The sequence below is a fragment of the Brachybacterium muris genome, from assembly GCF_016907455.1.
GTDB lineage: Bacteria > Actinomycetota > Actinomycetes > Actinomycetales > Dermabacteraceae > Brachybacterium > Brachybacterium muris.
In genome coordinates this window covers 46,851-64,566 of the sequence record NZ_JAFBCB010000001.1, presented here as the reverse complement: position 1 = coordinate 64,566, position 17,716 = coordinate 46,851, and the positions used below count along the sequence as shown (strand labels likewise).

The following is a 17,716-nucleotide window of genomic DNA, read 5'->3' as shown; positions in this document are numbered from 1 at the left end:
GAACGCCACGCCCTGCTCCGAGTATGGTCGCCGGGGCCTCGCCCGAGGAACAGGTCGAGGGCACTGAGTTCGTTCGCCGCACTGACATGCAGAGCGGTGACATCGGTCCACGGGGGCGCGGCGGGTGAAGGAGGAGTGTCCGGCCTTGGCGGGGCGGACACGGGAGGGCGAGGTCACTTCCTCGCCCCCTGATCAGCCCTGGCGGGCCCAGCCGTGGGCCACGAGATCCGAGACCGTGCCTCGGACAAGGGCCGTGCTCTCGGGGTGCTCTCCGATCTCCTCGACCACCAGCTGCTCCAGCTGGTCGAAAGTGAGGGGGCCCGCGTCAGCGAGCAGGTCCCAAACCAGCCCTGCGAGGCCCGGCAGGTGGATCGCGCCGTGCTCGCCGAGCACGAACAGCCCGGACTCCATGGCGAGCGCCTGGCGGAACGGTGCGACGGCGATCCTGCCAGGCGCCGGTGCCGTGTTCCCCCCGGCGGCCGCGTCTCCGGGCCGCGGCTCGATCTCGACCGTCTCGACGTGCTCGGCCCGCGGCAGGCGGCGCAGCAGCTCCTCGAGCTCGGCGGCCTCCCGGTAGCGCACCTCCAGAGCGCCGCCCACGGAGTTCAGCAGTTCGGCGAGCGTGGCGAGACCTCCGGGCAGCGCCCACAGCGAGGAGGTCTGCGGCACGATCCGGGTCAATGCCTCGGACAGCGGCACCCGCGTCACCGAGGACCCCTCTTCCGGCTCGTCCTCGTCCCGGATCCGCTCGAGCAGCAGCACCATCGCCGGCGCCGGGGCGGCCGCCTCATGGGCGGGGCGGAGCCCCAGGTCCGGCAAGCCGAGATCCCGCTTCGCGCCGAGCTCCGGGTCGTGCTTGGAGACGGGCTTGGGATACGGGGTGAGCGTGAAGCTGCCGGGGGTGATGATCGTCAGCTCGTCGGTGAGGTAGGCGCCGCCCCGTCCCAGCATGGAGGAGGCGGTGGACTTCCCGGCCCCGGACGCGCCGACGAGCACGAGGGTGCCGAGCTCGGGGTGGGCAACGGCGCCGGCGTGGAGCAGCAGGCGGGTGCCGATCAGCCGGCGGATCACCTCGCGGGTGAGGTGGCCGGAGATGGTGTAGCTCGCCTCGGGCCGCGCGGGCAGCGGGACGGTCCCGGCGGGGAGGTCGCCGCCGGCGAGCGCGTAGTCGAGGCGGATCTGCGGCGTCGCACCGTCGTCGTCGGCCGAAAGCAGGTGGGACCACAGGGTGTCGATCTCCTCGGCCACGGTCTCCAGGCCGGGCCCGAAGGTGAGCAGCACGCTGTGGCCGGCGACCTCAAGCCGGATCGCGGCGATGGTGGTGGGCGCGGCGGTCACGCGGCATCCTCCTCGATCGTCTCAAGGATCCCGCCCGTATCGAGCTCGGCGAGGAAGCTGGTGATGATCTGCTCGGCGTCCTCGGGCACGTCCTCGACCTCCTGCCGCAGCCGGTCGGCGAGCTCGGCGGGACTCGCCGCGCGGTCCGGCGTCTCGGCGAGCAGCTCGAGCACGAGGGCGCCCACGCCCTGGATGCGGGTGATCGGGCCGTGGGGCAGCGCCCCCACCCACAGGTCCTCCCCGTCCCAGTCGCTGACCAGGGGGCGCAGCCGGTAGCGGGTCACGGGACGCTCGCCTGGACGAAGCGGCCGGAGCCGCCGGCGTGGAGCTGCCCGGCGGCGGCGGGCACGAACAGGGCCTTGCCGGCGGTGAGCACGTGGCGGCCCAGGTCGCTCTGGAGCAGCACCTCCCCCTCGAGGCCGAGGAGGGTGCGGGGCCCGCCGCCGGGGACGCGGTGACGGGTGCGGAAGGTGCCGGGCGGATCGGTGAGCGTGGTCAGCGACAGCTCGAAGTCGTCGACGGGCGCGTAGTAGGCGACCGACGTCGCGTTCTGCCGCTCCGGCGCGACGCGCAGCGGCGGCGCGGCCTGCACGCTCACGCACTGCAGCATCTCGTCGGCGTCGACCTTCTTGGGGGTCAGCCCGGCGCGCAGCACGTTGTCGCTGGCGGCCATGATCTCCAGGCCCACGCCGTGCAGGTAGGCGTGCAGAGTGCCGGCGGGCACGAACATCGCCTCGCCCGGGCGGAGGGTGACGGGGTTCAGCAACAGCGCGGCGACCACGCCGGGGTCGCCCGGGTGGTGCTCCGCGAGCAACGCGACGGTCTGGTCGATACGCAGGGAGGGCGAGTGGCCGGAGTCGGCACGAGCCCGGCAGGCCTCGACGACCTGCTGGACAGCCTCGGGGCTGGGGCGCATCGCGGAGGAGACCAGGGTGCGGAACGCGGCGCGCATGCCGTGGGCGGTGGGGCTGCGAGTGAGGAGCGCATGGAGGCGGTCGGTGAGATCGGTGCCCAGCCCCTCCAGGAGCGCGGCGGCGCGGCGCGGGGTGCGGAACCCGCACAGCGCGGTGAAGCGGGTCAGCGCGATCAGCATCTCGGGCTTGTGGTTGTCGTCGCGGTAGTTGCGCAGCGGCGACTCGAGCGGGAGCCCGGCCGCGGTCTCCGCGGCGAAGGATTCCTGGGCGTGCTCGCGATCGGGGTGGACCTGCAGGGACAGCGGCTTGTCCGGCGCGATGACCTTCAGCAGATAGGGCAGGCGGGCGCCGAAGGCGCGCTCCACGCCGTCGCCGAGCATGCGGCGCGGGTCTGTGGCGATCGCGGCGTCGAGCCCGGCGCCGGCGTCCTGTCCGGTGGTGAGGGTGGAGGGTGCCAGCGGGTGCGCCCCGTACCAGGCCTCGGCCCAGGGGGAGCCGTCGGCGGGTCGGCCCAGGAACTCGGGGATCGCGGTGGTCGATCCCCAGTCGTAGTGGTGGATGCGGCTATCGAGCTCCCACACGTCCACTCCCCCTTCCCTTCCCGTTGCTGCGTCCCACTGCGCTCATGCCGAGCTTCCTTCCGCCCGTGGGCGTTGCTGCCGGTCCCGTGGACAGGGGCCGGCGGCTCCTACACTTGCCCCATGACATCCCCCGTGCAGGTGCCGGTCCCGGTGCGTCTGCGCATGGCCCATGGCTGCCTCGACCATATTGCCCGAGGTGCGGGTGTGAGGATCCTGCATCTCAAGGGCGAGGCGCTGCATCCGCTGCTGGCCGAGGGCCGCGCCGGCTCCTCGGACTGCGACGTGCTGGTGGACCCGGCGCAGGTCGCGCCGCTGGTGGCTGCGCTCGAGGCCGACGGGTGGGGGCAGGTGACCACCTTCGAGCACGGCAGCGTGTTCGCGCATGCGGCGACGTTCCACCACCGCGTGTGGGGAACGGCCGATCTGCACCGCGCTTTCCCGGGCCTGGACCGGGATGCGGCGGCGAGCTTCGAGCAGCTGTGGGCGCACCGGGAGAGCGTGGACCTCGGCGGCGCTGCGTGCGCGGTCCCGGATCTCACTGCGCAGCGGCTGGTGCTGCTGGTGCACGCCGCCCGCGATGCGAGCGGTCGCTCCCGTCACGACGTGCGCGTGGCCTGGACCGAGGTGGACGGGGCGGAGCGGGCGCGGATCGAGCGCCTCGCCGCTGAGCTCGGCGCCCAGGTGCCGCTCGCGCTCGCGACCGGTCGTCCGGAGACCGTGGAGGGCCTGCCCGGGGCGCGGGTGTGGCAGGCGGTGCACGATGGCGCCGCCCCGCGGGAGGTATGGCGGGCACGGCTGCAGGACGCCGACGGACCGCTGGCGACAGCGCGTCTGCTGGTCGAGGCGCTGCAGGTCAATCGCGATCATCTGGGCCTCCGCCTCGGCCATGCCCCGTCTCGGCGGGAGGTGCGCCGGGAGTGGTGGGCGCGCTGGGGGCGCTTCCTGCGTCGCTGAGTCCCGGCCGACGGGCCGACGCGTCGGCCGGCCGCTCCCTGTGGCGGTTCCGTGCGCGGCTCCCGGCGAGCTGTCGCACGAGCAGCCCCAGGCCCACGCCGAGCGCGGCGCCTGCGGTGTTGGCGAGGATGTCGGCCAGGTCCTGCTCCCGCGTGCCGGTCTCGCCCTGGTAGATCTCCACCGCGATCGAGAGTCCCGCGCCGGCCGCCACCCACCACCAGGTGGGCACCAGCACGGCGAGCGCCGCGAAGAACGGCACGAACAGCGCCACGTTCGCCAGCGCCGCGAACATCTCCGGGGTGATCTGCTCACGCAGGCCCACGGCGCCGGTGACGGCGTACCAGATCCGGACGTTCAGACGGTTCACGGCCCAGCCGTCCGAGGCGAGCAGCAGCGCGCCCGCCGCGAGCGGGTAGAGCAGCAGCACGAGCGCGGCGAGGAGGCGGAGGGGGCGGGGCAGGGCAGGGCCGGTGCGCTGCGCGGCCCCCGCCTCCGGGGCGGGCCGGGCCATCGTCAGTAGGCGCCCGAGGAGGCGAGCACGGCCTTGACCGTGCGGACGAGGATCTGGATGTCCTGGGTGAAGGACCAGTTGTCGACGTAGTAGGTGTCCAGCCGCACCGTGTCCTCCCAGGAGAGGTCGCCGCGGCCGGAGACCTGCCACAGGCCCGTGATGCCGGGGCGCACGTGCAGGCGCCGACGGGCGTCGTCGTCGTAGCGCTCCACCTCGCCGGGCAGGGCGGGGCGGGGGCCGACGAGGCTCATGTCGCCGCGCAGCACGTTCCACAGCTGCGGCAGCTCGTCGAGGGAGAAGCGGCGCAGGAAGCGGCCGGGCGCGGTGATGCGCGGATCGTTCCTCATCTTGAACATGACCGTGTTGCCGCGGTCCTGGACGGCGCGCTCGACCATCTCGACCTTCACGGCCTCCGCGTCGGTGACCATCGTGCGGAACTTCAGGAACTCGAAGTGCTTCCCGTCGCGGCCCACGCGCTGCTGACGGAAGATCACCGGGCCTCCGTCATGGGCGCGGATGCGCAGCGCGATCACGGCCAGCAGCGGGGAGATCAGCGCGAGCAGCACCGCGGCGACGATCACGTCGAACAGGCGCTTGGTCCAGCGCAGGGCCTGGCGGGCGCGCGGCAGGTCCATGTACACCAGCGGCAGGCCCGCGACGGGGCGCATCGTGACGCGGTCAGCGGAGATCTCGGTGAGGGCCGGCACCACGATGACGCCGATCCTCTCGTGCTCGAGCTTCCAGGCGGTGCGGCGGAACTCCTCGGCGCTAGAGGTGGACCCGGCGGTGAACAGGAGCATGTCCGGGGCGGCGGACTCCGCGATCGCCAGCAGGTCACGCTCCGCGCCGAGCACGGGGATCCCAAGCCGGGAGGAGTCGGCGATGCCTCCCGGGGTCACGGCGCCCACGATGTCGTAGCCGAGCCACCGTTCCCGGTGCAGGGTCGCGGCGATCCCGCCGACGTGGTCGAGGGTGCCCACGGCGATCACCGACTGGCGGAAGCGGCCGCGCACGCGGGCGGTGGCCAGGCCCCGCCGCATCAGCAACCGATTCAGCAGCAGCAGCGGCGGACCCGCCGCGAAGAACGCGAGGAAGAAGGCGCGGGAGAGCTCGAGATCCAGCAGGTAGACGAGCGCGCCGATGACGCCGAAGGCAGCGCCGGAGGCGTGGAGCACGTTGCGGTAGAGCTGGGGGCCGGAGGTGAGCTGGCGCCGGTCGTACCCGCCGAGCACCGCGATCGCGGCCAGCCAGCCCAGCGCCATGATCAGGGAGGCGCTGGCGACGTTCTCGCGAAGATCGCCGGCCGGCGGCAGGACGACCTGGCGGACGGCGAACGCGATGCCCACTGCCAGGGTGAGCGCGAGCACGTCCGCGAGGATCATGGCCGGGAGCGTCAGCAGGCGCAGGCGTGCCTCCGACGTGCGCTGGGTCCTCGTCGCGGCTCGACGGTGTGCCGCAGCGGTCCGCTCGGCGTCCAGCTCGGTCATAGTCCCCACTCCCAGGTCCCCGGGAACAGCGTTCAACAGCCTTCCACGGCTCATCGGCGACCACGGCCACCGTCTCACACCCTTCGCCGGACCGTTCGGCCCGACGCCCCGCCACCACGCGCGCAAGGGAGAAAACGGGCGAAGCGACGCTTGCTTGCGACTTTAATGGCGGGTGACCACGGATGAGTACAGTTGTTCGGAAATTGTGATCAGAGACGCTGGGCCACCCGGCCGGCCAAGCACCCGAGAGCGAAAGGTAGGTCCGCTACGTGAGGGCGCAAGAGAGCTGGACCGGCTGCGCCGTAATACTCGGCGCGAGCGTGCCGGTGATATCGACGGCGATCTGGAAGTCCAGTAGGCCGGGCTTGGACCGTCCGAAGGTGTGCGGAGAGATGATCTGCGCGTGCGGCTTCGCGGCGCCGGCGGTGATCGCGAGATTCGTGGCGAATGTGTAGCTCATCGTGACCACGACCTGCCCCTTGCTGTTGCTGGTGACGGTCGGCATGCTGAAGGCGGTGGGTCCCTTCACGGACAGGGGCGAGTTGTACTTCGAACTCCCCGAGATGCTGCCCGTGTAAGAACGGTCTTCGCCGACTTCCCCGGACCGATAGTCGGGGTGGAGCTGCCCCCGCCGTTGACGGCGTGGATGGCAATCCAGGTGGCCGCGGTCGCCCCTCCCCCGTCCCCCAGTTCAGGTCGGACTCCGCCCAGGTCGTGCCGTGGCGGAGACGAAGATCCCGGGATGAGAGGCCAACAGGGACCGACGAGACTTTAGGCCCGGGCCGGCGATTTGCCGCTATCGTTCGACTCGTCGCACGCGCACCGAGCGCGGGCCCGGATGAGGAGCAAGGAGGGGACATGGCCGGTCCATCGGTCAGCGTGGTCATCCCGTGCTTCCAGGCGCAGTCGACCATCGCGCTCCAGCTGGCATCGCTCTCGGATCAGGTCGACGCACCGCCGTTCGAGGTGATCCTCGTAGACAACGACCCGGCGCAACGACTCGGTGAGGCCGCTGCGGATTTCCTGCACTCCACCGCGTTTGAGCTGAGGATCGTCCCCGCACACGAGCACCAGGGCTCCTCCTATGCACGGAACGTGGGGATCGCCCATTCTCGCGCCGAGTCGCTGCAGTTCTGCGATGCGGATGACGTCGTCTCACGGACCTGGGTGAGGAATGGATATCTCTCGTCCCAGCACACCGAGCTCTGGACCGGGGAGTCGATCCTGCTGGCCGAGGCGCCCTTTTCAGACGGCCTCGAGACGGTCCGCCGGGAGTTCGACGCCTCTCCCCCGGAGTGGACTGCGCCGGCGGACAAGCAGACCGGCCCGTTCCCCGTCCTGATGGCGGGAAACTTCGGAGGGGCCCGGTCGACGCTTCTCGAGCTGCGCGGCTTCGACCAGGGCTTCGCTCACTACGGCGACGACAACGACCTCGCTTTCCGCTCCCGGCGCGCCGGCCATCGCGTCCCGGTCGCGGAGTCAGTGCGCATCGGGTATCGGGGGAAGTGGTCCGCGCGGCAGCAGATGCGCCGCGGGTTCTACGACGCGCAGGCCAGGCAACGGCTGCTCATCGTCCACGGCGTGTCCTCGCAGTCGCCGATTCCGCCTTGGCCGATCGACATCATGCGCTGCCTGGCGGCGACGATCCTGATGCCGTTCCGTCGCTCCGTCTTGCCGTTCAACATCGTCATGCGGTGGTCCCATACTCTCGGGAACGCAAGTGGAGCGCTCCGTTTCGGATGGCCGCGCACGGCACCCGCGTCGACGCCGGGACTCGGGCTCAACCCGCCCTCCGCTCACCACGACGACCCTCCGAAAGGGACGATGACCGCATGAAGATGCCGCTCGCAGGATCCGTGAGACGCGCGCTCTTCCAGGCCGCAGGGTCCTCGGTAGTGCCGATCAGACATCGAGCTCAGCTTTTAGCTCGGCTGGGTCACTCCGGCATAGACGGCGTCGCCCTCGGCCATGGCGTCACCTTCTGCAATCCGAGCTCGGTCCACGTCGGTGCAGGCAGTTTCATCAACAACCAGGCCTACTTCGATGTTGGCCCGATCAAGCTCGGAACCAACGTCACCGTGGGACCTCGAGCGATGTTCGTGACCGGCAATCACGGGATCGGCCCGTCCGCTCGACGGGCCGCAGATGGCGCCCACCGTGGCATCACCGTCGGCGACGGCGCATGGATCGGAGCAGGAGTCATAGTGCTCCCAGGCATCACAGTCGGTGCCGGAAGCATCATCGGCGCCGGGGCCGTGGTGACCGCCGACTGCCTCCCCGACAGCGTATATGCGGGCGTGCCCGCTCGGAAGCTGCGCGACCTGGAGTCGCACGAGCAGGGCGGGGAGGTGGGCTGACGTGGTCGGGACTCCTCCACGCCTCAGCGTCATCATCCCCGCGCACAACGCCGCGAGCGTGCTCGGCGAGCAGCTCGAGGCATTGCGCGCCCAGGAGGGCGCCGACCCCTTCGAAGTCCTGGTCTGCGACAACAACAGCACCGACGGCACGGCACGGCTTGCCCTCGACGACGCGGGATCCCTGGACCTGAGGGTCGTCGACGCCTCGGGCCCGGCGAGTGCCAGCCATGCCCGGAACCAGGGCGCCGCCGCCGCGGCGGGAGAGATCCTGCTGTTCTGCGATGCCGACGATCTCGTGTCCCGGCAGTGGGTGCGCGAGCTGTCGGCGCCGCTGACCCGCGGTGCCGACGTCCTCGTCGCGGGTGCCCTGCACCACCAGCGCTTCAATGATGCGGAGGTGCTCCGCGCGTACGACATCGGCCCGGACCCCGACCCCGACCCAGCGGCCGACGAGTTATCCGACCCGCCGCCGTATGCGGGATTCCTCCCCACGGTTCCCGGCAACGGCTTCGCCGTCCGACGGGACCGCTATCTCGCGCTGCACGGGATGGATCACTCGTACCCGGGCGGGGCGGAGGAGACCGACTTCGCCTGGCGTGCCCAGCTCGCCGGCGTGCGCGTCATCGTGCGCCCTCGCGCTGTGGTGCACTACCGGTTGAAAGACGCGCCCCGCCCCCTGTTCCGGCAGCAGCGGATCCAGAACTACGCGCGGATCCTGCTCTGGACACGTTATCGCGATCAGGGGATGTCCGGTCCGAGCACCGTGTACTCGCTGCGCGAGGTGGCACACCATCTCCCGGGGCTCCTGCGTCGACAGCGCCGGGCCGATCGCCTGCGGACCGCACGGATCCTCGGCGGGAACGTCGGTGCACTGCAGGGGATCCTCGCATTCCGCATCCTGCGCCGCTCCCCCGCCCCTCGCACCGCCGAGATCGCTCCGCAGGAGGGTCAGAGGCGATGAGCGTGGACATCCTCTACATCCGAGCGGGCGGCACCGGTTGGGGACCCATCGACCAGCTCGCCGATCTCACCGCACGGCTCCTCGAGGGCAACCTCGTCACCCTGCAGGACCAGGGCGAGGTCTCGATCGCCCGAAAACTCTTCGGCCAGCTCCCGAGGCGACGCTCAGGAGACCGAGCGCTTCTCGTGCTCGCCTCGAACCCGGCGCACCTCGCCTACGCCGCCCGCCTCCGCCATTGGCTGCCCGGATATCGCACGACTGCCGCCTGGGTCATCGACTCGTTCTGGAGCGATCGCATCTCGCGCATGGCCCGGGATCGTGGCCACTTCGACCACATCTTCATCACCGACCGCGAGCTGCAGGACGAGTGGGCGTCCACGACGGGGACCCAGATCCACTGGGCACCGTGGGGCACGGACACGCTCGCGATCGACGAGCTGCCGACCGAACGCCCCGTGGACCTGCTCCGCATCGGGCGACAGCCAGCCGCCTGGGACAACGACCGTCGCACCGCGGAAGCCGCTGCGGCAGTGGGGCTGACGTTCGAGGGTCGGCCTGCCATGGACCCGGATCCTGCAGTGAATCAGCAGAACGTGCGCTCGACCCTACTGCGCTCCAAGTTCGTGCTCGCCTTCTCCAATCTCGTCAGCCCTGCCGACTACACACATCCGACCAGGGACTACGTCACCGGCCGTTGGACCGATGCGCTCGGCGCCGGCGCAATCGTCGTGGGGGTCGCGCCGAGAGCCGCCGATCGGACGCTCGGTCCAGCGAGCACGATCGAGATCGACTCCTTAGATCTCTCCCGCGGAATCGCGCAGATCTGCGAGGCCGTCGAGCGCTGGTCACCGTCGATACCTGAGCAGACGCATGCTCATGCACGTGCAACGTTGGACTGGCGTTGGAGGATCCACGAGATCGCTCTCGCGCTCGGACTCGCACCGTCCGCACGATTCCAGGATGAGCTCTCCGAACTCGAGACGGGAGGGTGCAAACGATGATCAGGTCTGCGGCGGAGAGCGCGGCACGGCGCCTGTTGGACATCGTGCGCGAGCGTCCCGGAGCACGCACCATCCAAGGATCCTCGGACGCCATCCGAGGCGGTAACAACCTCTACCTCTGGCAGTGGGCCCATCTGGAACAACGCGCCGAACGACGTGCCGCCGTGCTGCGTTCCGCCACCATGCCCGACTGGATCGACGAGTTCCCGCTCCTCAGGGACCTCACGATCGACCAGACGGACGTCTCGATCCTCGATCGCCGACGGTTCGCGACCCGCTTCTTCTTCGACCACGACTTCGATCGCGCGCAGAACCGGGACTTCTGCCTGGCGCTCGTGGACAGCAGCGACGCCTTCCGTGCACGACGGTCACGGATCCGAGCTCAGATCGCTCAAGAGACTCTTGTCGTGAACGTGCGTCGTGGCGACTACTACGAGGTGCCCGAGTTCTTCGCACGATTCGGCCTGGACATCCACAGCCACGTCGCCGGTGCGGTCGAGCTTGTGCGACAGGCCGGTCGTCCTGTCGACGACGTCCTGGTCGTCTCCGACGACGTCGACTGGTGCCGTCGGGAGCTCACGCCTGCGCTCGGCGACATCCGGACACTGGAGGGCAGATCCTCGCCGTTCGACGATCTCGCCGCCCTGTCCTCAGCCACCTCACTGGTCCTCGCGAACTCGACATTCTCCTACTGGGGTAGCCACCTGGCCTCCTCGTTCGACGACGAGCATCTTGCGATCGCGCCGTCCCATCACGAGATCGCACCGGATGGCAACCCCATCGCCCCAATGTTCGACCCGTCCTGGCCCCGCACCGAGTATTCACCGCGCCGAGGAGCAACCGGATGAACGCGCTGTCGTCATTCGATCCACTGGCGACCGCACGAGCCGCCAAGCATCGTCTCTTCGTCGCTCGCCGAAGCGCGGCTGCAGCCTCCGACGCCGTCGCCTTCCGAGTTCGCCGTCGTGATGCACTGCGACGTGCCGCAAAGGGGATCACCCTTCCCCCGCTGCCGGTTGCGGGCCGGGGCGAGATCTGGGGCATCGCCATGGTCCGGAACGAGGCTGACGTCCTGGAGGGCACGCTCACTCAGCTGGCATCACAAGGCGTGGACCGCGTGCTCTGCGTGGACAACGGATCGACCGACGCCACACGGGATGTACTCGCTTCCGTCGGCCGGGATTATCCGGTGATCGTCGGCGACGACTCTTGGACCGCGTTCGAGCAGTCCGCGAAGATGACCGTCCTCGCTGATGCCGCACGACGAGCGGGCGCCACCTGGGTTCTCCCCTTCGACGCCGATGAGCGCTGGATGGGACAGGGCGGCTCCATTGCCGACGTACTGCGCAGCACTGCCGCACCCATCGTCGTCGCCGAACTCGTGAACGCCTTTCCCGATCCGCTTCAGGACGGTGCATGGCGACTGGATCCGACGGCCCACCATGACCCGAAGATGGCCTTCCGCCCGATGCGAGGAACGGTGATCGGCATGGGGAACCACCGTGTGATGCGACCCGGAGACATCGTCCCGGGTCTCGGCATCGTCCATCTCCCCTGGCGCAGCTTCGAGCAGTTCAGGTCCAAGGTGGAGCATGGCTCACGAGCGCTCGACGCGGCAGAGCTGGACGCAGATGCGGGGTGGCACTGGCGCCATCTCGGGGCGATGGATGAGAGCGAGCTGCGTGCCGCATGGCACGGCATGCTCTCCGGCGAGAAGATCCCCGAGAACGCCTGGCAGCCGGGCGATGTCACCGTGCCGTTCTCTGTCACCGATTCAATCCATTGGGACGACATCGTCGCCGCCCGTCGGTAGCCCCCTCCCCCGGGATCAGCGTGTTGGCGTACGAGCCTCACCGGCCAGGGCCTTGAGGATCGCTCGGCGCCCCAGGGGCACCTTGCTTCGCATCGGATTGGCCGTGGGGGTGCTCTCGAGAGGAGTTCCCTCAGCAGAGGCCTCGTCCGGGAACACGGACGACCCGGGAACGGATGAGACGGCCAAGTCCGTCAACGACCTCAGCAGGTCGTCCGCCACGGCCTCACTGCTGTGACGAGCAACTGACCGGACAGCGTTCTTCCCCATCCTTCGCCGTTCAGCCGGCAGAGACAGCTGACGATCCATCGCTTCCGTCCACGCATCGAGTGTGCGTTGCTCCACCAGTGCGCCGTCAACGTTCGGGGTCACCGCTTCCCGGTACGGGCGTGTCGCTTGAGCAAGCGTCGGCACACCCACCGCTCCCGCCTCAAGTGAGTATTCGTAGTCGTGGGAGCCACCGAATCTTGCTCTTGGGGACCGCCGATCGTGCCGACGGGGGCCAGTAGCCGCCGCGGTGGGGACCACTGGCTCCCGCCGGCATCGGGTCACTGGGGCAGTGCGGTGTGTTCTCGCATGTTCCTGTCGCCGGTGTCGATCCAGATTGTGTTGTGCACGATGCGGTCCATGATCGCATCGGCGTGGACTGCTCCACCGAGCCGGGCGTGCCAGTCCTTCTTCGGGTACTGGGTGCAGAACACGGTCGAGCCGGTGTCATAGCGGCGCTCGAGCAGTTCCAGCAGCATCGAACGCATTCCCTCGTCAGGATGGTCCAGCAGCCACTCGTCGATCACCAGCAGCGAGAACGTGGAGTACTTCCGCAGGAACTTCGTCTGGCCCTGCGGCTTGTCCTTTGCCAGGGCCCAGGCCTCTTCGAGGTCGGGCATTCGGATGTAGTGGGCTCGGAGCCGGTGCTGGCAGGCCTGCTTCGCCAGCGCGCAGCCGAGGTAGGACTTCCCTGAGCCGGTGAAGCCCTGGAAGACCACGTTCTGTTGCCGCTGGATGAAGGAGCAGGTTGCCAGTTGCGCGATCACGTTCCGGTTCAGTCCCCGTTCCTCGACCAGATCCAGCCGCCGCAGGTCCGCTCCGGGATAACGCAGCCCCGCCCGGCGGATCAGACCCTCGACCTTTCCATGATTGAAGATGGAATGCGCCTCGTCCACGATCAGCTGGAGCCGTTCCTGGAACGACATCCCCAGCACGTGAGCCTCATCCTGGGCATCGATCGCGTCCAGCAGCGCGGTCGCGCCCATCTCGCGCAGCTTCCGCTTCGTGTCGTTATCGATCACGCTCACCGGACACCTCCGGCGTAGTAGTCGGCGCCACGGACGTATCCGCCGTCTTCCGCGGGTTCCTCGCGGGGTGGACGCAGGGCGGCGACCTTGTCCTGCCCGGTGGCCAAGATCGGGTGCAGATGCGCATAGCGCGGTGAACGGACCCGTCCCGTCAGCGCGAGTGCGCAGGCCGCCTCGACCCGATCTACGGAGAAGCGGCGAGAGAGCCGTAGCACCGCCAACGCGGGATCCAGGCCCTGTTCCACGATCGGCACGGACTCGAAGATCCGCTGGATCACGATCACCGTGGCCGGCCCGACCCGATCTGCCCACGCCCGCACCCTCTGCGCGTCCCAGGCCTGGAAACGCTCGCCCGCAGGTAGGTCCGCGTCGTTGGTGCGGTACTCATTGCTCGCGGTCTCCGGGAGCAGCAGGTGACTGGTCAGTCGCTGGCTGCCCTGATAGATCTCCAGCGTCCGGGCCGTGATGCGCAGATCGACCTTCGCGCCGATGTGCGCGAACGGCGCGGAGTAGAAGTTCCGCGCGAACGTGACGTGCCCGTTCCTGCCCACTCGTCGTCCGTAGTGCCATGTCGAGATCTCGTAGGGCACCGCCGGCAGCGGCGTCAGCAGCGGCCGCTCCTCCGCGTCGAACACGCTGGCGCGGGATCCGGGCCGCTTCTGGAACGGCTCCGCGTTATAGGCCTCCATCCGCTGCCCGATGGCGGCTGCAAGTTCGGGCAGGGACGTGAATCGCTGATCCCGCAGCCCGGCGATGACCCAGGTCGCGACGTGCGCGACGGTGTTCTCCACGCTCGCCTTGTCTTTCGGTTTCCGCACCCTCCCCGGGAGCACCGCCGCCGAGTAATGCGCTGCCATCTCGCGATACGCATCGTTCAGGACGATCTCGCCCTCGCGGGGGTGCTTCACCACACCGGTCTTGAGGTTGTCCGGAACGATCCTCGGGACCGTCCCGCCCAGTGAATATTCGCCTCGCTGGGGTCCGCTGATCGAGGGTTCGGGTGCCACGTCGCTGCCGTAGCGGTGGCGTCGTTCGGGACCACCAGTGGTGTCGTTGGGGCCGCTCTGTCTACGCTCCTTCCGCCGTGTGTATAGGGCACGCGGCGGAAGGAGCAATCTGGAATGGTACGGAAGATCAGGGCGAAGCTGGTGCTCCAGCTGCGCGCAGAAGGTCTGTCGGGGCGAGCGATTTCGTCCTCGCAGGGCATGTCCCGCAAGTCCGTGAGGGCGGTGTTCGAGGCCGCTGACGCTGCAGGGATCGGGTGGGGCGATATCGCGGACGTCGCCGATGAGCAGGTGTATGCCCGGTTGTTCCCGGGCCGGGGCGAGCACGAGAGCGTGTTCGCACAGCCGGACTGGGAACAGGTCCATCGAGAGATGGCCAGGGTCGGCGTGACGCTGAAGCTGTTGCACGGCGAGTACTTCGACGCGACCACGGCGGCTGGGGATCCGGCGATGGGGTATGACCGGTTTTGCCGCACCTACCAGCACCACGTCATGGTCACCGGTGCCGCTTCGAGAGTCGGTCACAAGGCCGGCCAGAGCGTGGAGGTCGACTGGTCCGGCCCCACGATGGAGCTGGCCGATCCGGTCACCGGCGAGGTCTCGAAGGTGTTCTTGTTCGTTGCCTGCCTGCCTTTTTCTCGTTACGCGTTCTGCTTCCCGGCGCTGGATATGCGCCAGGAGTCCTGGCTGCGAGCGCACGTAGCGATGTTCGAGGCGCTGGGCGGGACGGTCCCGAGGATCGTTCCGGACAACCTCAAGACCGGTGTGGTGAAGCACCCCCGCGAGGGCGAGATCGTCCTGAACGATGCGTATCGCGAGATGGCAGCGCATTACTCGGCGGCGGTGCTCCCGGGGAGGGTGCGGAAACCGAAAGACAAGGCGAGCGTGGAGAACACCGTCGCGCACGTCGCGACCTGGGTCATCGCCGGGCTGCGGGATCAGCGATTCACGTCCCTGCCCGAACTTGCAGCCGCCATCGGGCAGCGGATGGAGGCCTATAACGCGGAGCCGTTCCAGAAGCGGCCCGGATCCCGCGCCAGCGTGTTCGACGCGGAGGAGCGGCCGCTGCTGACGCCGCTGCCGGCGGTGCCCTACGAGATCTCGACATGGCACTACGGACGACGAGTGGGCAGGAACGGGCACGTCACGTTCGCGCGGAACTTCTACTCCGCGCCGTTCGCGCACATCGGCGCGAAGGTCGATCTGCGCATCACGGCCCGGACGCTGGAGATCTATCAGGGCAGCCAGCGACTGACCAGTCACCTGCTGCTCCCGGAGACCGCGAGCAATGAGTACCGCACCAACGACGCGGACCTACCTGCGGGCGAGCGTTTCCAGGCCTGGGACGCGCAGAGGGTGCGGGCGTGGGCAGATCGGGTCGGGCCGGCCACGGTGATCGTGATCCAGCGGATCTTCGAGTCCGTGCCGATCGTGGAACAGGGCCTGGATCCCGCGTTGGCGGTGCTACGGCTCTCTCGCCGCTTCTCCGTAGATCGGGTCGAGGCGGCCTGCGCACTCGCGCTGACGGGACGGGTCCGTTCACCGCGCTATGCGCATCTGCACCCGATCTTGGCCACCGGGCAGGACAAGGTCGCCGCCCTGCGTCCACCCCGCGAGGAACCCGCGGAAGACGGCGGATACGTCCGTGGCGCCGACTACTACGCCGGAGGTGTCCGGTGAGCGTGATCGATAACGACACGAAGCGGAAGCTGCGCGAGATGGGCGCGACCGCGCTGCTGGACGCGATCGATGCCCAGGATGAGGCTCACGTGCTGGGGATGTCGTTCCAGGAACGGCTCCAGCTGATCGTGGACGAGGCGCATTCCATCTTCAATCATGGAAAGGTCGAGGGTCTGATCCGCCGGGCGGGGCTGCGTTATCCCGGAGCGGACCTGCGGCGGCTGGATCTGGTCGAGGAACGGGGACTGAACCGGAACGTGATCGCGCAACTGGCAACCTGCTCCTTCATCCAGCGGCAACAGAACGTGGTCTTCCAGGGCTTCACCGGCTCAGGGAAGTCCTACCTCGGCTGCGCGCTGGCGAAGCAGGCCTGCCAGCACCGGCTCCGAGCCCACTACATCCGAATGCCCGACCTCGAAGAGGCCTGGGCCCTGGCAAAGGACAAGCCGCAGGGCCAGACGAAGTTCCTGCGGAAGTACTCCACGTTCTCGCTGCTGGTGATCGACGAGTGGCTGCTGGACCATCCTGACGAGGGAATGCGTTCGATGCTGCTGGAACTGCTCGAGCGCCGCTATGACACCGGCTCGACCGTGTTCTGCACCCAGTACCCGAAGAAGGACTGGCACGCCCGGCTCGGTGGAGCAGTCCACGCCGATGCGATCATGGACCGCATCGTGCACAACACAATCTGGATCGACACCGGCGACAGGAACATGCGAGAACACACCGCACTGCCCCAGTGACCCGATGCCGGCGGGAGCCAGTGGTCCCCACCGCGGCGGCTACTGGCCCCCGTCGGCACGATCGGCGGTCCCCAAGAGCAAGATTCGGTGGCTCCCACGACTACGAATACTCAATCGGGTCGAGGCGGCCTGCGCACTCGCGCTGACGGGACGGGTCCGTTCACCGCGCTATGCGCATCTGCACCCGATCTTGGCCACCGGGCAGGACAAGGTCGCCGCCCTGCGTCCACCCCGCGAGGAACCCGCGGAAGACGGCGGATACGTCCGTGGCGCCGACTACTACGCCGGAGGTGTCCGGTGAGCGTGATCGATAACGACACGAAGCGGAAGCTGCGCGAGATGGGCGCGACCGCGCTGCTGGACGCGATCGATGCCCAGGATGAGGCTCACGTGCTGGGGATGTCGTTCCAGGAACGGCTCCAGCTGATCGTGGACGAGGCGCATTCCATCTTCAATCATGGAAAGGTCGAGGGTCTGATCCGCCGGGCGGGGCTGCGTTATCCCGGAGCGGACCTGCGGCGGCTGGATCTGGTCGAGGAACGGGGACTGAACCGGAACGTGATCGCGCAACTGGCAACCTGCTCCTTCATCCAGCGGCAACAGAACGTGGTCTTCCAGGGCTTCACCGGCTCAGGGAAGTCCTACCTCGGCTGCGCGCTGGCGAAGCAGGCCTGCCAGCACCGGCTCCGAGCCCACTACATCCGAATGCCCGACCTCGAAGAGGCCTGGGCCCTGGCAAAGGACAAGCCGCAGGGCCAGACGAAGTTCCTGCGGAAGTACTCCACGTTCTCGCTGCTGGTGATCGACGAGTGGCTGCTGGACCATCCTGACGAGGGAATGCGTTCGATGCTGCTGGAACTGCTCGAGCGCCGCTATGACACCGGCTCGACCGTGTTCTGCACCCAGTACCCGAAGAAGGACTGGCACGCCCGGCTCGGTGGAGCAGTCCACGCCGATGCGATCATGGACCGCATCGTGCACAACACAATCTGGATCGACACCGGCGACAGGAACATGCGAGAACACACCGCACTGCCCCAGTGACCCGATGCCGGCGGGAGCCAGTGGTCCCCACCGCGG

19 protein-coding genes and 1 pseudogene are annotated in these 17,716 nt (G+C 68.9%); 11 read left to right on the top strand and 9 right to left on the bottom strand.

The genetic code is table 11. The annotated features are described in order from the left end of the window. Positions 1 to 192 precede the first annotated feature (192 nt). Genes JOD52_RS00315 through manA form a run of 3 tightly spaced genes read right to left on the bottom strand, consistent with a single transcriptional unit; the run spans position 193 to position 2,833 of the window. Positions 193 to 1,338, bottom strand: a complete 1,146-nt coding sequence (locus JOD52_RS00315; protein ID WP_204408420.1) for a hypothetical protein — start codon at positions 1,336 to 1,338, stop codon at positions 193 to 195. Continuing rightward, positions 1,335 to 1,622, bottom strand: coding sequence for a PqqD family peptide modification chaperone (locus JOD52_RS00310; protein WP_204408419.1), 288 nt, complete (start codon positions 1,620 to 1,622; stop codon positions 1,335 to 1,337). Before JOD52_RS00310 ends, JOD52_RS00315 begins: the two co-directional genes overlap by 4 nt. Then, entirely contained in the window at positions 1,619 to 2,833 is a 1,215-nt protein-coding gene (gene manA, locus JOD52_RS00305; protein ID WP_204408418.1) for a mannose-6-phosphate isomerase, class I, read from the bottom strand. Before manA ends, JOD52_RS00310 begins: the two co-directional genes overlap by 4 nt. Positions 2,834 to 3,037: 204 nt before the next feature. Between manA and JOD52_RS00300 the strand changes: the two genes are divergently transcribed. Beyond that, positions 3,038 to 3,787, top strand: a complete 750-nt coding sequence (locus JOD52_RS00300) for a nucleotidyltransferase family protein (RefSeq protein ID WP_204408417.1) — start codon at positions 3,038 to 3,040, stop codon at positions 3,785 to 3,787. Here the strand turns inward: JOD52_RS00300 and JOD52_RS00295 are convergent. From JOD52_RS00295 to JOD52_RS00285, 3 genes are all read right to left on the bottom strand, one after another. Continuing rightward, the gene (locus JOD52_RS00295; RefSeq protein ID WP_204408416.1) at positions 3,687 to 4,298 is read right to left on the bottom strand and encodes a VanZ family protein; all 612 of its coding nucleotides are present in this window, start codon (positions 4,296 to 4,298) and stop codon (positions 3,687 to 3,689) included. The genes JOD52_RS00300 and JOD52_RS00295 overlap by 101 nt on opposite strands. A gap of 2 nt (positions 4,299 to 4,300) precedes the next feature. Then, the gene (locus JOD52_RS00290) at positions 4,301 to 5,785 is read right to left on the bottom strand and encodes a sugar transferase (protein WP_204408415.1); all 1,485 of its coding nucleotides are present in this window, start codon (positions 5,783 to 5,785) and stop codon (positions 4,301 to 4,303) included. A 265-nt stretch (positions 5,786 to 6,050) separates the two neighbouring features. Beyond that, entirely contained in the window at positions 6,051 to 6,290 is a 240-nt protein-coding gene (locus JOD52_RS00285; protein WP_204408414.1) for a hypothetical protein, read from the bottom strand. 353 nt (positions 6,291 to 6,643) lie between these two features. On the opposite strand from JOD52_RS00285, the gene JOD52_RS00280 reads away from it, so the two are divergent. Genes JOD52_RS00280 through JOD52_RS00255 form a run of 6 tightly spaced genes read left to right on the top strand, consistent with a single transcriptional unit; the run spans position 6,644 to position 11,917 of the window. Further along, entirely contained in the window at positions 6,644 to 7,621 is a 978-nt protein-coding gene (locus tag JOD52_RS00280; protein WP_204408413.1) for a glycosyltransferase family 2 protein, read from the top strand. Then, positions 7,618 to 8,142, top strand: coding sequence for an acyltransferase (locus tag JOD52_RS00275; protein WP_204408412.1), 525 nt, complete (start codon positions 7,618 to 7,620; stop codon positions 8,140 to 8,142). The genes JOD52_RS00280 and JOD52_RS00275 overlap by 4 nt, the downstream gene beginning before the upstream one ends. Before the next feature lies 1 nt (position 8,143). Further along, entirely contained in the window at positions 8,144 to 9,103 is a 960-nt protein-coding gene (locus tag JOD52_RS00270) for a glycosyltransferase (protein WP_204408411.1), read from the top strand. Beyond that, positions 9,100 to 10,104: a hypothetical protein gene (locus JOD52_RS00265; RefSeq protein WP_204408410.1), complete on the top strand. Its 1,005-nt coding sequence runs from the start codon at positions 9,100 to 9,102 to the stop codon at positions 10,102 to 10,104. The genes JOD52_RS00270 and JOD52_RS00265 overlap by 4 nt, the downstream gene beginning before the upstream one ends. Continuing rightward, positions 10,101 to 10,952, top strand: coding sequence for an alpha-1,2-fucosyltransferase (locus tag JOD52_RS00260; protein ID WP_204408409.1), 852 nt, complete (start codon positions 10,101 to 10,103; stop codon positions 10,950 to 10,952). The genes JOD52_RS00265 and JOD52_RS00260 overlap by 4 nt, the downstream gene beginning before the upstream one ends. Further along, positions 10,949 to 11,917 carry a glycosyltransferase family 2 protein gene (locus JOD52_RS00255; RefSeq protein WP_204408408.1) on the top strand — a complete coding sequence of 323 codons (969 nt, stop codon included), beginning with the start codon at positions 10,949 to 10,951 and terminating at the stop codon, positions 11,915 to 11,917. The genes JOD52_RS00260 and JOD52_RS00255 overlap by 4 nt, the downstream gene beginning before the upstream one ends. Positions 11,918 to 11,932: 15 nt before the next feature. On the opposite strand, the gene JOD52_RS17825 is transcribed toward JOD52_RS00255, so the two are convergent. The 3 genes and pseudogenes from JOD52_RS17825 to JOD52_RS00240 all read right to left on the bottom strand — a co-directional run. Then, on the bottom strand, positions 11,933 to 12,328 hold the full coding sequence (locus JOD52_RS17825) for a glycosyltransferase (protein ID WP_420887417.1): 396 nt from the start codon (positions 12,326 to 12,328) through the stop codon (positions 11,933 to 11,935). Positions 12,329 to 12,462: 134 nt separating this feature from the next. Next, positions 12,463 to 13,209 (bottom strand): ATP-binding protein, encoded by a 747-nt coding sequence (locus JOD52_RS00245; RefSeq protein WP_338124028.1) that lies wholly within the window; start codon positions 13,207 to 13,209, stop codon positions 12,463 to 12,465. Further along, a pseudogene (locus JOD52_RS00240) lies at positions 13,206 to 14,162 on the bottom strand (Mu transposase domain-containing protein); the annotation flags it as partial. The pseudogene JOD52_RS00240 and the gene JOD52_RS00245, both read right to left, overlap by 4 nt. Positions 14,163 to 14,330: 168 nt before the next feature. Between JOD52_RS00240 and istA the strand changes: the two are divergent. From istA to JOD52_RS00220, 4 genes are read left to right on the top strand one after another with little or no spacing between them, the layout of a single operon-like run. Next, positions 14,331 to 15,893: an IS21 family transposase gene (gene istA, locus JOD52_RS00235; RefSeq protein ID WP_204408388.1), complete on the top strand. Its 1,563-nt coding sequence runs from the start codon at positions 14,331 to 14,333 to the stop codon at positions 15,891 to 15,893. Beyond that, entirely contained in the window at positions 15,890 to 16,636 is a 747-nt protein-coding gene (locus JOD52_RS00230; protein ID WP_338124028.1) for an ATP-binding protein, read from the top strand. The genes istA and JOD52_RS00230 overlap by 4 nt, the downstream gene beginning before the upstream one ends. A 4-nt stretch (positions 16,637 to 16,640) precedes the next feature. Next, positions 16,641 to 16,937, top strand: coding sequence for a hypothetical protein (locus JOD52_RS00225; protein WP_204408406.1), 297 nt, complete (start codon positions 16,641 to 16,643; stop codon positions 16,935 to 16,937). Then, entirely contained in the window at positions 16,934 to 17,680 is a 747-nt protein-coding gene (locus tag JOD52_RS00220; protein WP_338124028.1) for an ATP-binding protein, read from the top strand. Before JOD52_RS00225 ends, JOD52_RS00220 begins: the two co-directional genes overlap by 4 nt. Positions 17,681 to 17,716: the final 36 nt, after the last annotated feature.